General features: G+C 71.6%; 16 protein-coding genes. 6 read left to right on the top strand and 10 right to left on the bottom strand.

The window, feature by feature from the left end; translation table 11 throughout:
* Positions 1–73: 73 nt before the first annotated feature.
* Positions 74–2,233, bottom strand: coding sequence for a discoidin domain-containing protein (locus QWU11_RS39800; RefSeq protein ID WP_290119735.1), 2,160 nt, complete (start codon positions 2,231–2,233; stop codon positions 74–76).
* A 280-nt stretch (positions 2,234–2,513) separates the two neighbouring features.
* Between QWU11_RS39800 and QWU11_RS39795 the strand changes: the two genes are divergently transcribed.
* A complete protein-coding gene (locus QWU11_RS39795; protein ID WP_290119734.1) occupies positions 2,514–3,062 on the top strand; it encodes a DUF302 domain-containing protein in 549 nt (182 codons plus the stop codon).
* Here QWU11_RS39795 and rpsD read toward each other — a convergent pair.
* Positions 3,050–3,658, bottom strand: coding sequence for a 30S ribosomal protein S4 (gene rpsD / locus QWU11_RS39790; RefSeq protein ID WP_290119733.1), 609 nt, complete (start codon positions 3,656–3,658; stop codon positions 3,050–3,052). The two genes, QWU11_RS39795 and rpsD, sit on opposite strands and share 13 nt — an antisense overlap.
* A 50-nt stretch (positions 3,659–3,708) precedes the next feature.
* On the opposite strand from rpsD, the gene QWU11_RS39785 reads away from it, so the two are divergent.
* Complete coding sequence (locus tag QWU11_RS39785) at positions 3,709–4,431, top strand: DUF2470 domain-containing protein (RefSeq protein ID WP_290119732.1); 723 nt, start codon at positions 3,709–3,711, stop codon at positions 4,429–4,431.
* A 7-nt stretch (positions 4,432–4,438) separates the two neighbouring features.
* Here QWU11_RS39785 and QWU11_RS39780 read toward each other — a convergent pair whose 3' ends face one another.
* The 5 genes from QWU11_RS39780 to QWU11_RS39760 are packed head-to-tail and all read right to left on the bottom strand — an operon-like array spanning position 4,439 to position 8,641.
* On the bottom strand, positions 4,439–5,431 hold the full coding sequence (locus QWU11_RS39780) for a lysylphosphatidylglycerol synthase transmembrane domain-containing protein (protein WP_290119731.1): 993 nt from the start codon (positions 5,429–5,431) through the stop codon (positions 4,439–4,441).
* A 5-nt stretch (positions 5,432–5,436) separates the two neighbouring features.
* The gene (locus tag QWU11_RS39775; RefSeq protein ID WP_290119730.1) at positions 5,437–6,228 is read right to left on the bottom strand and encodes a class I SAM-dependent methyltransferase; all 792 of its coding nucleotides are present in this window, start codon (positions 6,226–6,228) and stop codon (positions 5,437–5,439) included.
* Positions 6,225–7,265, bottom strand: a complete 1,041-nt coding sequence (locus QWU11_RS39770) for a glycosyltransferase family 4 protein (protein ID WP_290119729.1) — start codon at positions 7,263–7,265, stop codon at positions 6,225–6,227. The genes QWU11_RS39775 and QWU11_RS39770 overlap by 4 nt, the downstream gene beginning before the upstream one ends.
* A complete protein-coding gene (locus tag QWU11_RS39765) occupies positions 7,262–7,660 on the bottom strand; it encodes a 6-carboxytetrahydropterin synthase (protein ID WP_290119728.1) in 399 nt (132 codons plus the stop codon). Before QWU11_RS39765 ends, QWU11_RS39770 begins: the two co-directional genes overlap by 4 nt.
* A gap of 3 nt (positions 7,661–7,663) precedes the next feature.
* Positions 7,664–8,641: a dehydrogenase gene (locus QWU11_RS39760; protein ID WP_290119727.1), complete on the bottom strand. Its 978-nt coding sequence runs from the start codon at positions 8,639–8,641 to the stop codon at positions 7,664–7,666.
* Positions 8,642–8,738: 97 nt separating this feature from the next.
* Between QWU11_RS39760 and QWU11_RS39755 the strand changes: the two genes are divergently transcribed.
* The 3 genes from QWU11_RS39755 (at position 8,739) to QWU11_RS39745 (ending at position 11,875) form a co-directional block, all read left to right on the top strand.
* Complete coding sequence (locus QWU11_RS39755; RefSeq protein ID WP_290119726.1) at positions 8,739–9,443, top strand: CDP-alcohol phosphatidyltransferase family protein; 705 nt, start codon at positions 8,739–8,741, stop codon at positions 9,441–9,443.
* Between the two features lie 142 nt (positions 9,444–9,585).
* On the top strand, positions 9,586–10,524 hold the full coding sequence (locus tag QWU11_RS39750) for an exonuclease domain-containing protein (RefSeq protein WP_290119725.1): 939 nt from the start codon (positions 9,586–9,588) through the stop codon (positions 10,522–10,524).
* A 121-nt stretch (positions 10,525–10,645) separates the two neighbouring features.
* Positions 10,646–11,875 carry a serine hydrolase domain-containing protein gene (locus QWU11_RS39745; RefSeq protein WP_290119724.1) on the top strand — a complete coding sequence of 410 codons (1,230 nt, stop codon included), beginning with the start codon at positions 10,646–10,648 and terminating at the stop codon, positions 11,873–11,875.
* Between the two features lie 48 nt (positions 11,876–11,923).
* Here QWU11_RS39745 and QWU11_RS39740 read toward each other — a convergent pair whose 3' ends face one another.
* The 3 genes from QWU11_RS39740 to QWU11_RS39730 are packed head-to-tail and all read right to left on the bottom strand — an operon-like array spanning position 11,924 to position 13,366.
* Complete coding sequence (locus QWU11_RS39740) at positions 11,924–12,706, bottom strand: hypothetical protein (RefSeq protein ID WP_290119723.1); 783 nt, start codon at positions 12,704–12,706, stop codon at positions 11,924–11,926.
* Positions 12,706–13,041 (bottom strand): hypothetical protein, encoded by a 336-nt coding sequence (locus QWU11_RS39735; RefSeq protein ID WP_290119722.1) that lies wholly within the window; start codon positions 13,039–13,041, stop codon positions 12,706–12,708. Before QWU11_RS39735 ends, QWU11_RS39740 begins: the two co-directional genes overlap by 1 nt.
* A 10-nt stretch (positions 13,042–13,051) precedes the next feature.
* Positions 13,052–13,366, bottom strand: coding sequence for a hypothetical protein (locus tag QWU11_RS39730; protein ID WP_290119721.1), 315 nt, complete (start codon positions 13,364–13,366; stop codon positions 13,052–13,054).
* Between the two features lie 88 nt (positions 13,367–13,454).
* Here QWU11_RS39730 and QWU11_RS39725 point away from each other — a divergent pair, with 88 nt between their 5' ends.
* Entirely contained in the window at positions 13,455–13,979 is a 525-nt protein-coding gene (locus QWU11_RS39725) for a hypothetical protein (RefSeq protein WP_290119720.1), read from the top strand.
* Position 13,980 lies beyond the last annotated feature (1 nt).

Below are 13,980 nucleotides of genomic sequence, written 5' to 3'. Positions count from 1 at the left end.
GAGGGCGCGGACCGTGGTCTTGGGCGGGGACGTGTGCGCCGGCCGGGCCCCGCCACCCGGCCGGCGTCTCTCATCAGGGGTAGCTGACCAGGTTGACCGGGACGGTGTCCGTGCCCTGCGCCGCGGCGCCGGTGCTGTTGATGACGTGGTTGATGACTCCGTTGCCGCCGAGCGACACGGTGAGCAGGTCGTGGAACCTCACACCCGCGTTGTTCGGCGCCTCGAAGCTGTGCTCGTCGACGATCGAGGGATCGACGTTGAAGTAGCAGTAGCTGCCCACGCCCCAGGCCTCATGGCTGGTGACGTTGTCCGCGACCTTGTAGGCCGCGTAGCCGCGGGTGCTCCCGTTCATGTAGGCCGCCTGGTTGGGCGGGTCGTACGGCAGTTCGTTCTGGAAGAAGATCGTCTTGCCGCCCTGGCCGTTCCACACGACGTTGTACTTCTGGTAATGCTCGACGAAAAGGCCGTACGCCGTGACGTTGTTTCCGTTGACGGTCAAGCCGTTGTCGGCGGTGTTGGTGGTCCACCCGACGCCGCTGCCGTGGTCGGCGCGCCAGGCCCAGATGTGGTCGATGATCGTGTTGCTGCTGTTCACGACCAGGCTGTTGGTCGCCTTGCCCGCGCCGGCGCCGCCGATGCGGAAGAAGACGTCCTGGATCGTGGTCGGGTTGCCGGCGTGGCCGGTGCCGGCCGAGCCGCTCGGGCCGACCTGCAGAAGCACCGGCGAGTTGGTGGTGCCCGCGTCGAAGAGCAGGCCCGCGATCTTGACGCCGTCGACGTCCGCGACCGTCATGGGGGTCGCGCCGCCGTCGGGGATGATCGTCGCGTAGCCGAGGCCGAGCACGACGGTGTTGGCGCGTGTCACGTTGATCGACTGGCTGACGTGGTAGATGCCGGGCGTGAACAGCAGGTTCAGGCCCGAGGCCAGCGCGGCGTTGATCGTGGCGGCGCTGTCACCGGGGTGGGCGACGTAGAACTGACTGAGCGGGATCGAGGTGCCGGGCGTCGACCCGCCCGACCAGGTGGTGCCGCTGGAGTTGTTGCGCAGGTTCGGCACCAGCACGTTGTAGTTGTTGGATGAATCGACGTAGAGGTAGGGCTTCTCCCTGGTCACCGGGCTGGTGTTCAGCGTGGTGTACGGCGGGTTGGGGAAGGACTGCGCGGGCGCGCCCTGTACGCCGGAGAAGACCATGTTCCAGACGCCGTTGCCCCAGCCGCCGATCTGGCTGTCGCGCGTTAGCCACTGCTGCTGGGAGTACGGCAGGACCGAACCGTCGATCTTGGAGTCGGCGATGTAGCCGCCGCTGGCCCAGCCGTACCCGCTCGGTTCGAGGCGGAGGTCGCCGCGGATGTGCATGCGGCGGAACGGCGCCGCCTGGGCGACGGCCCAGCGGTCCTGGCCGCCGGTCGGGGTGACGGACAGGTTCTCCGCCGAACGCCAGAAGTTCTGTGTGGCGTTGCCGCCGAACCAGCCGGCGTCCACGTTGACGGCGCCGTTGATGTTCACGTCGTCGACGTTGCGTCCGAGGCCCGCGATCGAGGTGTAGAAGCCGATGTTGGCGTTGACGTTGTAGCTGCCCGGCTTGAACAGCAGCGCGTACCGCTGCGTGCCGAACTGGTTGCTCTCCTGCTGGCTGAAGACCGAGTCGAGCTGGCTCTGGATGGTGCCGCTGGACATCGACGGGTCGAAGACCTTGACGTTGGGGCCGAGGTCACCGCCGCCGGGCGGTGGCGTGGTGCCTCCGCCGGGGCCGTACACCTGGAACTCCCACAGGGAGTAGCCGTAGCCGGTGTGCCGGGCCGTCCCGTACATCCGGACGTAGCGGGCGGTGCCGCTGATGGTGACCGTCTCGGTGCCGCCGGCGCCGGTCGTGGTCGAGTAGGCGGTGGTCCAGGTCGTGCCGTTCGTCGAGAGCTGGATCTGGTACGCGGAGGCGTACGCGGCCTCCCAGTTGAGCACCACCTTGCTGAGTGCGACGGAGGAGCCCAGGTCCACCTGCAGCCACTGCGGGTCGCTGAAGGCGCTGGACCAGCGGGTGCCGGTGTTGCCGTCCACCGCGTTGGAGGCCGGGCTGCCGGCGTTCTCGGTGGAGGAGGCTGTGGCGGGTCTGCCCTGGGAGAGGAGGGTGTCCGCGGCCAGGGCATGGTGCGGTGGCGCGATCACCAGGACGGTCAGCGCCAGGACCATGGCCCAGAGGGCCGCGGCGGCGCGGGGGCGGGGGAGCGATCTCATCAGGTTCGTCTCCTGGCGGGAGGGGCGGAGATCGTTTTCGGCTGGCGGGGCCGAGGAGACCTCCTCGGTCGGGGGCTTAATTCATGGCGTGATTTAACCTGTGGAAAATGAACCCGTCAAGAGCCTGGCGGTGCTGGTGAAAGGCTTCTTAATTACCTTGATTAAAGATGTGAAGTCAGCATTGGGCGGCTGACCTCGGTGTTGTTCCCTCCGCGGGGAGGACTGGGCACGTCAGCGGGGTATGAGACCTGCGCCGGGGGATTCCGGTGTCGGAGTGGAGATGATGACGTTGCCCTCACCGGATCTCGTACGGACCGTCGCCCACGAGGTGCGCCGGCTGGAGGTCGCGGTCGGCGCCGGCTTCGGCGACTTCCGCGAGCGGTACGAACGTGCCGTGCCGGCGTTCGACGCCGGGCGGCTCTATGAGTTCGTACGGGACGGCGCCTCCTGGAGCGAGGTCCTCCGGGTGACCGAGGAGAGCGCGCCGCACGTGTTCATGCGCTACTGGGAGTTCGACGCGACGGCCGTCATGCGGCTCGCCGGGGACCGCTGGAAGTGCGTGGAGTACCTCATGGGCAACCACACGATCGCCCAGCGCATGTACACCCACGAGCCGGCGATCATGATGTACGCGCCGTTGCGCACCGTCGTCTACGAGGACGCCGAGGGCACGACGAGATTCGCCGTGGACCAGCCGAGCACGAAGTTCGCCAGTTTCGGTGACCCCCGTGTCGCGGAGGTCGGCCGGGAGCTGGACCACCGGCTCGCCGACCTGCTGGGGTACCTCGGCGCCCCCGTGCCGCCCGTGCTGCGGGGTCAGCGCGAGTAGTACTCCACGACGAGCTGCTCGTCGCACCGGACCGGGATCTCGTGCCGCTCGGGAAGGCGCACGAGCTGCGCGACGAGCGCGGTGTGGTCGGCGCGGAGGTAGGCCGGGACGTGCTCGGGAGCGTGCGCGCCCGCCGCGGCCTCCAGGAACGGCGTCATCTTCCGGCTCTTGTCGGCGACGGTGATCACCGAGCCCGGCCGTACGCGGTAGGAGGGGATGTTGACCCGCCTGCCGTCGACCTGGATGTGCCGGTGACTGACGAACTGCCGGGCCTGGTAGATCGTACGGGCGAGGCCGGAGCGCAGGACGAGCGCGTCGAGCCGGGTCTCCAGGTCGGCCAGCAGCGCCTCGCCGGTCTTGCCCGCCGCGCGCGTCGCGCGGTCGAACGTGCGGCGCAGGTGCCGCTCGCTCACGTCGTACTGCGCGCGCAGTCGCTGCTTCTCCAGCAGGCGCGTCTTGTAGTCGGACTGCTGCTTGCGCCCGCGCCCGTGCACGCCGGGCGGGTACGGGCGGCGCTCGAAGTACCGCACGCACTTCGGCGTCAGCGGCATGCCCAGCGCGCGGGAGCGCTTGGCTTTCGGCCGTGATCTGTTCACGAAGGCCTCCAAGTGATTAAGGTTAGGCTTACCTTACTTAAGGAGGCTGGATGTCCGCCATCGAATCCCCCGAGCCGACCGCGGCCGAACTGGTCCGCTCCGTGCTCGCGGCGGCGAGGTCCCTGACCCTGACGACCGAGGCCCATCGCGTCGAGCTGGTCGGGCTGCACTCGCTCGAGGCGCCCGGCCGCCTGCTGCTGAACGTCCCGTCGGAGACGCACCTGAGCAGCGAGGTCGCCGCGTCGCCGTACGGCGACGTGACGGCGACGATCGAGTTCACCGACGTGGCGCCGGTCGCCGTACCGGACCGGATCCGTGCCCGCGTGGTGCTCGGCGGCTGGATCGCCCTCGCCGACGGCGGCCCGGCGACCCAGCCGGACCTGACCCCGCTGAGCTTCGAGGCGGCGACCGTCGAGCTCGAACACGGCGGTCAGTGGGTCGACGTCGACCCGGACGAGTTCGCGGTCGCCGAGCCGGACCCGCTCGCCGAGACGGAGGCGGAGATCCTGACCCACCTCGCGGGCGCGCACAGCGACGCCATCGAGCTGCTGGCGCAGCTGGTCGACGCACGCCTGCTGAACGGCGTCACGCGGGTGGACCCGCTGCGCCTGGACCGCTACGGCGTGGTGCTCCGGCTGCAGCGGGCCGGCGGCACGCACGACGTACGGCTGGCCTTCCCCTCCCCGCTGCGCAACCCCGCTCACGGCGTGGTGGAGCTCCGCACCCTCCTCGCCCGGGCCCGCGCCTGCCCCCGCCGCCGAACCCGGATGTGAGGCGGCGCTACAACCGGCCGCCGGCGCGTACGACCTCGCCGCCACGGGCGTGGGCGGGGTTCTCGGCCGTCCGTACCGCCGGGGCCGAGGCGCGGCGGGCGGGCCCGAGCAGAGGCACGGCGGCGCCCGGCAGGCCGGAGACGAAGGTCAGCACCCCGTACACCACGGCGACGGTGACCCCCTGGGCGGCACCCAGCCCGGCGGCGCCGAACGCCCAGGCCGTGGCGCCCTCGCGCGGGCCCCAGCCGCCGATGTTCACCGGCAGGCCCATCGCGAACAGGGCCAGCACCATCAGCGGCAGCAACCGCGTGGCCGGCGCGGCCGACCCGGCCACGCGGGCGGAGATCAGGAAGAGCGCGAGGTGCCCGGCCAGGCCGACCGCCGACAGGCCCATGACCCCCGGCCACGTGTCGCGGGCGAGCAGCCCCCGGCGAACGTCGGTCAGCGCGGGCGTGACCAGCCGCCGCCAGATCCCGGTGCGCCGGGCCAGGCCGATCGCGGCGATCAACGCGACGACGCCCGCGCACAGCACGGCGACGGCCACCGGCGTCGCGGCGTGCCGGACCTCGGTGACCGTACCGGGGCGGGCGAGGAGCACGGCGACACCCGCGAGGGCCAGGACCACCTGGCCGCCGGTGCGCTCGATCACCACGGCGCGCACGCCCCGGCCGACATCGCCCGCGTCCTGCCCGTGGCGTACCGCGCGGTGCACGTCGCCGAGGATCCCGCCGGGCAGCACGGTGTTGAGGAACACCGAGCGGTAGTAGTCCGCGACGGCCGTCCACAGCGAGAGCCGCAGGCCCAGGCGGCGTACGACGAGGCACCAGCGCGCGGCGCTCGCCACCGTGGTGACCAGGCCGATCGCGAGCGCGGCCAGGATCGCCGGGCCGTCGATCACGCGCAGCCCGTCCAGGAACGCCCCGCTGCCGAGTCTCCAGACGAGCAGCGCGAGGATGCCGATGCCGATGAGGATCCGCAGCCATGGCCAGAGTCGCTTCATCGCGCTCACGCTCCCGGCAGCGCGAGCAGGTCGCGGTGGTGGACGACGACGTGCAGCTCACCGGCCGCGTTGGCCGCGAGCCGGCGATCCAGGTACGCCTCGGCCCGTACGGCGAGGTCGGGCCACTGCTCGCGGACCGCGGCCACCCGCCCGGTGAGCCATTCCGCGATCAGCTCGGCCCGGTCCGGACCCAGCCGCCACGGGCTCTCGTGCCCCCGTACGGCCATGCCGTGGCCTTCGAACGCCGCGGTGGCGACCTCGGGCGCGTCCGGCCCGAGTAGGCACCGGCCCGCGGCGACCCGGCGCTGGTGGGCGTTGAACGCGGACTCGACCACGGAGTCGAACGGGTCGGCCGGCGTCAGCTCCACCCGGCCGGTGACCGAGAGCGTCAGCAGCGCCGGGCGTCCGGCGCACGCGGCGGCGAGCCCGCCGATCTCTTTGGCGGTGAGCAGGTCCAGCAGCGCCGAGGCGGTCACGAGGCAGGCGCCGGTCAGGTCCGCGTCGGCGAGGTTCCCGCAGTCGGTCGTCACCGTGACGCCCGGCCCGGCGGTCGCGCGGGCGAGCAGCACCGGGTCGCGGTCGTGCATGACCCAGTGCTGGGGGTTCGGGAGCAGGGGCGCGAGCCAGCGGGCCATGGAGCCCGTGCCGCAGCCGAGGTCGTGCACGACCAGGCGTTCGGTGTCCCCGAGGTACGCGCGCAGCGGGGGGAGCAGCGCGGTCGCGCGGGCGTCGGCGTCGGCGCCCTCGCGCAGGTCCAGCCACTCGGGCGGGCAGTGGGAGGCGGCGGCCATGCTCATCGGACGGCCTCCAGCACCTCGGCCATGAGACGCGACGTCGTGTCCCAGCCGTCCAGCTCCGTACGGCGGCGGCGCGCGGCGGCCCTGAGCCGGTCCCGCAGCCCGGGATCGCCGAACCAGCCGCGCAGCGCGCCGGCGAGCGCCTCCGCGTCGCCGGGCGGCACCAGGATGCCGGGCTCGTCCGAGCCGAGCGTGGCGGGCACGCCGCCGACGGCCGTCGCCAGCACCGGAATCCCGCGCGCCAGCGCCTCGGCCACGACCATCCCGTACGTCTCGGCGCGTGAGGTGAGGACGACGAGGTCGGCCTCGGCGTACGCGGCGTCGAGCTCCTCGCCGGTCAGCGGGCCGGCCAGCCGTACGCGGCCGTCGAGCCCGCGCCGCGTGATCAGGTCCCGCAGGCGCGCGACGTAGTCCGGGGCGCGGCTCAGCGCGCCCGCGCAGACGAGTTCCCAGGGCCCGGCGACGGTCGCGAGCGCCTCGACGAGCAGGTCCTGCGCCTTGAGGGGCGTGACCGAGGCGACGCAGAGGAGCCGGGACGCGCCGTCGGTGCCGGGCGCGAGCGGCGCGGGGTCGGTCCCCGGCGGCACGACGTGGACCCGGCCCGAGGCGAGCGCGTGGCGCTCGGCCAGCCGGCGCGCCGCCCACGGGCTGGTCGTCACGACCGCGGCGGCGGCGCTCAGCGTCTCCCGCTCGCGTACGTCCAGGTCGGCGGCCACGTCCGGGGCCAGGCCGGTCTCGTCGGCGAGCGGCAGGTGCACGAGGACCGCGAGCCGCAGCCGGTCCGCCTGTGGGACGACGATCTCGGGCACGCCACACGCGACGAGCCCGTCGGCGAGGACGACCGCGCCGTCGGGCAGGGCGGCGAGCCCGCGCGCCAGCTCCTCGCGGGTGGCGTCGTCCGGTCGCGGCCACGTTCCCCGTACGGCCAGCTCGCGCACGTCGAGCCGCTCGCAGACGCGGCGGTCGTAGATGTTGCCCCCGCTCGGCACCGTCGCGTCGTCGACGTCGCCGGGCAGGACGACGTGGACGGGGTTCACAAAGATCGCTCGTAGCTCGCCCACGCGACGTGCGACTCGTGGAGGCTGACGGCGATGCCGGACAACCCGCGCGCGCCTTCGCCGAGGGCACCGGCGTTCACCTGGTCGGCGAGACGGTCCGCGATGTGCTTGGCGAGGAACTCCGTCGAGGTGTTCACACCCTTGAACGCGGGCTCGTCGTCCAGGTTGCGGTAGTTCAGCCCGGCCAGCACGGCGCCGAGTTCCTCGGTGGCCCGGCCGATGTCGACCACGATGTTGTCGGCGTCGAGTTCGGCCCGGCGGAAGGTGGCGTCCACGACGAACGTGGCGCCATGGAGTTTCTGGGCGGGGCCGAAGACCGCGCCGCGGAAGCTGTGCGCGACCATCACATGGTCACGGACGGTGACACTGAACACGGATCACTCTCCTCGGTCATATACGACACGGAGACAGAGCGCCTTTAGTTCACCAGAGGCGAGTCTCGGCATCACGGCGGGGAGCTCGCCGAACGCGCACTCGCCCGTGACCAGCGCGTCGTAGGCGGGATCGGCGAGCAGGTCGAGGGCGATCGCGAGCCGGTCGCCGTACGTACGGTGCGTGCGCTTGACCGGGGAGACGGCGCCGACCTGGCTGCCCTTGATCGTCAGGCGGCGCGAGTGGAAGAACTCCCCGAGCGGCAGGGAGACCCGGCGGTCGCCGTACCAGCTCATCTCCACCACGGTCCCCTCGCTCGTGAGCAGCTCCAGCGACCGTTCGAGGCCTTCCTCGGTGGCGCTGGCGTTGATGACGAGGTCGCGGTCGCCCTCGGCGTTCCCGGGGTCTGTGAAGTCGACGCCGAGTTGCTCGGCGACGGCCGCCTTCGCCGGGTCGACGTCGACGAGCTGGACCTTCGTGCCGGGGATCCCCGTCAGGATGCGGGCGACGGAGCAGCCGACCATGCCCGCGCCGACGACCGTGATCCGGTCGCCGACTCTCGGCTCGGCGTCCCAGACCGCGTTGAGCGCGGTCTCGACGGTGCCGGTCAGCACGGCGCGCGCGGGCGGCACCGCGTCGGGGAGGGGTGTGACGGCGCCGGCGGCGACGACGTACCGGGTCTGGTGCGGGTAGAGGCAGAAGACGGCGCGGCCCTTCAGGTCCTGCGGTCCCTGCTCGACCACGCCGACGTTGAGGTAGCCGTACTTGACCGGGGCGGGGAAGTCGCCGTCCTGGAAGGGCGCGCGCATCGTCGCGTACTGGTTCGCGGGCACGCCGCCGGTGAAGACGAGGGTCTCGGTGCCGCGGCTGACGCCGGAGTACAGCGTGCGGACGAGCACCTCGCCGGGGCCGGGAGCAGGCAGCTCCGCGGTTCGTATCTCGCCCTGCCCGGGTTTCCGGAGCCAGAAGGCGTCATACTCCATGGGTGTTTCTCCAGGTCCGATAGGGTTTTTCCGCTGATTTGCAGGTCTTGGGTACGCTACGCGGCACTTTATTCACCCCGCTGTTCGAGGAGTACCGGTGGTCACTCTGCCCGCCTCCCGCCGTACCGCACCCATGGTCGGACTGGGCGCCCAACTGGTGTTGCTGACCCTGTTGTGGGCGGCCGGCGTCTGCGTGGGCGTGGCGGGATGGCTCGCCGGCACGGCGTACGCCGTGGTCGTGTGGGCGGCGCTCCGCTCGGGGCTGCGCCGGTCGTGCCCGCCGAGGTTCGGCGCCGCGAACGGGGTGACGCTGGCGCGGGCGACGCTGGTCGGCTGCGTGACGGCCATCGTGGCCCAGACCCTCGCCGAGCGAGAGCCGGTCACCGCGCTGGTCGTCATCGCGGGGGTCGCGCTGGCCCTGGACGCGGTCGACGGCAAGGTCGCCCGGCGTACGGGGACCTCCACCGCGCTGGGGGCGCGCTTCGACATGGAGGTCGACGCGTTCCTGATCCTGGTGCTGAGCGTGTTCGTGAGCCGTTCGTTCGGTGCGTGGGTGCTGGCGATCGGCCTGATGAGGTACGCGTTCGTGGCGGCGGGGTGGGGGTTGCCGTTCCTGCGCGGGCCGCTGAGCCCGACGCGGGAGGGGAAGACGATCGCGGCCCTGCAGGGCATCGTGCTCGTGGTCGCCGCCGCCCAGGTCACGCCGCGCTGGATCTCGATCGCCCTGCTCGCCGTGGCGCTGTCGTCGCTGACGTGGTCCTTCACGCGTGACGTCGGCCGCCTCTGGCGTGCCCGGCCTTAAAGGGCCTTTTAGGTCCTGGTAAACCCCGGTCATTGGTCGCGCGTCTTTGCTGGGCAAAGGTTCACGATGGAGGCAGGGGGATATGGGGATATTTGTTCCTATTTCATTAGGTCTGAATGGTCGGGTAGACGCGGAATTCACGGTGGTCGATTTCGAGACCACGGGACTGGCGCCGGGCCGTCTCATCGAGGTCGGCGCCGTACGGATGAGGGCGGACGGCAGCGTCGTACGAGAACTGTCGAGCCTGGCCGATCCGGGGCCGGACGTCGAGCTCGGCGCGACCTGGATCCACCACATCACGCGCGAGAGGCTGGAGGGCGCTCCGCCGACGTCCGAGGTGGTCGGGGCGCTGCTCGCGTTCTGTCAGGACAGCGTGGTGGTGGCGCACAACCTGCCATTCGAGGAAAGGTTCCTCGCGCACGAACTCTCCCGGCTCGGGCTGGACGTTCCGCGTCTGCCGGGGCTCTGCACTCTCCAGGCGGCCCGTACCCATCTCACAATGCCGAACTACCGCCTCGGCACATTGGTGAGCGAGCTGGAACTGCCCGGGATGGCGTCGCACGCGGCCCTCGACGACGCCCGCGCGTGCGGGCGACTGCTGGCGCATCTTCTCAAGAATTCTCGCGGATTGACCGTTTCGCCGGAATATCCGGCGCTTCCCTTTGTGCCCGGCCCGCGCCGGTTCAAGCCACGCGCGAGCGGCCTGCGCAAGGGTGAACGCGGCTGGATGGCCTGCCTGATGGAGCGCCTGCCGATCAGCACGGCCGGCGCCGCGGACCCGGCGATGGCCGCCGCGTACGTCGAGCTCCTGACCGCCGCCCTCGCCGACGGGAAGATCACCGGCGTCGAGGCGCGCGCCCTGGCGGACCAGGCGAGCCGTGCGGGGATGTCGCGGGCCGAGGTCGAGGAGGTGCACCGGGCGACGCTCCAGGGCATGCATCGTGTCGCGGCCTCGGACGGCGTCATCACCCCGGCCGAGGCGAGAGATCTGTACCGCGCGGCGCAGGCGCTCGGCCTGCCGGACCACTTCGGAGACCTGCCGATCACGTCCTCCGGCGACCTCCGTCCCGTCCCGCGCTGATCCACGGCGCGAGCGGTCCACCCTCGGCACCGCGGCGGTGCCGAGGGTTCACGCCGGTGGGGCGGCGGTCGTAGAATTCTGTTCTAGAAAAAGCTTCCATGAACCGGCGGGAGGCGGCGCGGTGGGCGAGCTGAAGGTCACGTGTGATCCGGCGGAGGTCGGGTTCGACGCCGAGCGGTTGCGGCGCATCGACCGCCACTTCGCGGCCTACGTCGACGACGGGCGGCTGCCCGGCTGGCTGGCGCTCGTGAGCCGGCGGGGTGAGATCGCGCACCTGTCGACGTACGGCGCGCGGGACCTCGCGTCCACGGCGCCCGTCGAGACCGACACGCTGTTCCGCATCTACTCCATGTCGAAGCCGATCACCTCGGTCGCGGCCATGATGCTCTACGAAGAGGGCGCCTTCGAGCTGACCGACCCGGTCAGCCGCTACATCCCCGCGTTCGCCGGCATGCAGGTCTATGAGCAGGGGCCGGCGATGAAGCCGATCACCCGCCCGGCGGCCGGGCCGATCCGGATCTGGCACCTTCTCACGCACACGGCCGGGCTCGTGTACGGGTTCCAGCACGTCAGCGTCGTCGATGAGATCTACCGCGCCGCCGGGTTCGACCGGAGCACGCCCAAGGGGCTCGACCTCGAAGGCATGGTCGACCGGCTCGCCGGACTGCCGCTGCTCTTCGAACCCGGCACGCAGTGGAACTACTCCGTGGCCACCGATGTGCTCGGGCGGCTGGTCGAGGTCGTCTCCGGGCAGTCGCTGGACCGGTTCTTCGCCGAGCGGATCTTCGAACCGCTCGGCATGAACGACACCGGGTTCTTCATCGACGAGGGCGACGCCGACCGGATGGCCTCGCTGTACATGCCGGACGGCGTGGGGCACGCGGTGCCGGTCGACATGCGCGGCTCGGAGTTCCGCCGGCCGCGGGCGCTGCAGGGCGGCGCCGGGCTGATCTCCACGGCGGGCGACTACCACCGGTTCACCCAGATGCTGCTACGCGGCGGCGAACTCGACGGCGTACGGCTGCTCGGCTCGCGCACCGTCGCGTACATGACCCGCAACCACCTGCCGGGCGCCGCCGACCTGGATGAGTTCGGCCGGCCGGTGTTCGCCGAGGTCTCCTACGCGGGTGTCGGGTTCGGGCTCGGTTTCGGCGTCGTCCAGGACGCGGTCAAGGCGCGATGCCTGGGCTCGGAGGGCGAGTACCTCTGGGGCGGCGCCGCGAGCACGGCCTTCTGGGTCGACCCGGCCGAGCAGATCACGGTCGTCTTCCTCACCCAGCTGATCCCGTCGAGCACCCACCCGATCCGTACCCGGCTACACCAGCTGGTCACTCAGGCCCTCACCGACTGAGGGCCGGCCCGTCGCGAGGACGGGCCGGCCGGTTCTCGGAAGACACGGTCAGAACGCGGGGGTCAGGCACGTACGCGGGAGGAACGCCCAGCGCATGTGGGCCGGGAGGGCTCCGTCCGCCACCAGGGCCATGACCGCGTGGTCGTCCTTGGTGACGTAGCGGACCTTCACCGTTCCGGACGCGATGTGGCCCAGGCTGTTCTGGTACGCCACGGCCGTGCCGTTGTAGATCGCCGAGGCGCCGACGTTGCCCCACGCGTCGCAGCCGCCCGGGTCGATGGTGGCCGGGTGGGCGGTGATGTCCTTCCACACCCCCGCCTCGGGCTCGGTCGACTGCTGCACGACGCCGTCGTTGCACAGCCGGTCGGCCGCCTGGTCATAGCAGAAGATCTTCGTCGTGTGGTTCGGGGGCGTGGTGCACGACGGGCTGTGGTGGGCGCCGTCGGCGCGGAGCTTGCCGGTCCAGTACGCCCAGGCGCAGCCGCCGAAGCCGCCGTACGCGTAGCCGCCCGCGAACGGGCCGTCCACGCTGGCCGCCGGGCCGTGCGTGCTGTAGACGTCCATGTGGTCGGTGCCGGGCTCGCCCGCGACCCCGGCCGCGTACAGCACTCCGACGATCGGCCCGTGCGGCGCGCCGCCGGTGTCGAAGGTGAGCGCGACCCAGCCGGGTCCGTACCCCGTGCCCCAGGAGCTGGACTCGGTGGCCGTGGCCACGTCGTTCCAGCCGATCGTGTAGGCGTGCGCCCGCGGCGCCGGGCCGAGCAGCACGGACCCGAAGAGGGCCGCGAGCAGCAGGGCCAGCGGCGCCGCGACGCGGAAGCGCGTGCTCATCAGTGGTAGCCCTGAAGGCACATGCGGGAGAACCAGCCCCACTCGTTCTGGTAGGCGCGGGTGCCGCGCTCGCCGGAGCGCTCGTCGCCGGTACGGATGTTGACGAGCTGGCCGTAGACGTACGGCGCGCCGGACGGGTCGCTGAAGTCGTCCGTGGCGGGGTTGTAGTTGCGGTAGAAGTACGTGCTCGAGCAGTCGACCATCACCGAGTGGAAGGTCGCGCCGTCGCCGGCGTGGGCGGTGCCGGCGGCGCCGACGCCGATGGCGCCGACCGCGAGGGCGAGTGCGGCGGTCTGTCCGGCCAGCCGGAGGCGGCGGGGGGTCGTGAGGGACATCTGAGGCTCCTTACCAGCTCGTCGGGGTGAGGTCTTCGCAGAGGACGGAACCGTCCTGGTGGACGTTGCCGTACGCGTGGCCGGTGCACCACACGCCCCGGCTGTCGTGGCTGGTCGTCTCGAACTTGTCGTCCTTGGCGAGGTGGCCGAGGTAGAGACCGGCGTCGCCCTGGTGGACGTCCGCGCCCTGGGCGTTGCTGACCTTGTGCAGGCCGATGCCGGCGTCCGCGTGCGCCGTGCCGGCGCCGAGGGCGGTCACCAGGCCCGCCGCGGCGACGGCCGTCAGGAGTTTCACGTTGTACTTCAAGATTACCTCCGGTGTCATGTGGAATAACCTTGGGTGTGTTCGGAGTCTGGCAAGTGTCATCTTGGAAGTCAAGGGGTGTCATCTATGTGGTCGCTAGGATGAGCCGATGACCCCATCGGCCCGGCGTGAGCTGTACGGCATCGCCGAGATCGCTGATGCCCTCGGCCAGTCCCGCCAGCTCGTCACCGTGTGGCGGCGGCGGCGCACCCGCGGCATGCCCGAGCCCGACGCCGAGCTCGCCTCCGGCCCGGTGTGGCAGGGCGACACGATCGAACCCTGGATCGATGACCAGATCCGGCTGACCGGGCGGGCCGAGGCGGCGGTCCCACTGAGCACCGAGGCCGTACACAAGATCGGGCGGCGGCTCCTGCGGCTGATCGCCCTCCTGCTGGAGCGCGACCGCCGCCCGCGCCTGATCCAGCAGGCGCTGCGCGAGGCCGCTGACCTGCTGCCCGAGGTCGAGGCCGCCGAGCAGAACGCCATCGCCGTCGCGCTGCTCAAGGTGATGGCCCCGCTCGTCGGCGACGATGATCCGGAGGCGCTGCTCGCCGCCCTCGTCGAGCGGATGCCCCTGCTCGCCGAAAGCCTTTATGGCTCCCTTGGCGGGGCGGACTTCGCGGAAGAGGGTTAGC

The organism is Actinomadura sp. DC4 (genome assembly GCF_030406325.1).
GTDB lineage: Bacteria > Actinomycetota > Actinomycetes > Streptosporangiales > Streptosporangiaceae > Actinoallomurus.
This window is presented reverse-complemented; position numbering and strand designations above follow the sequence as displayed.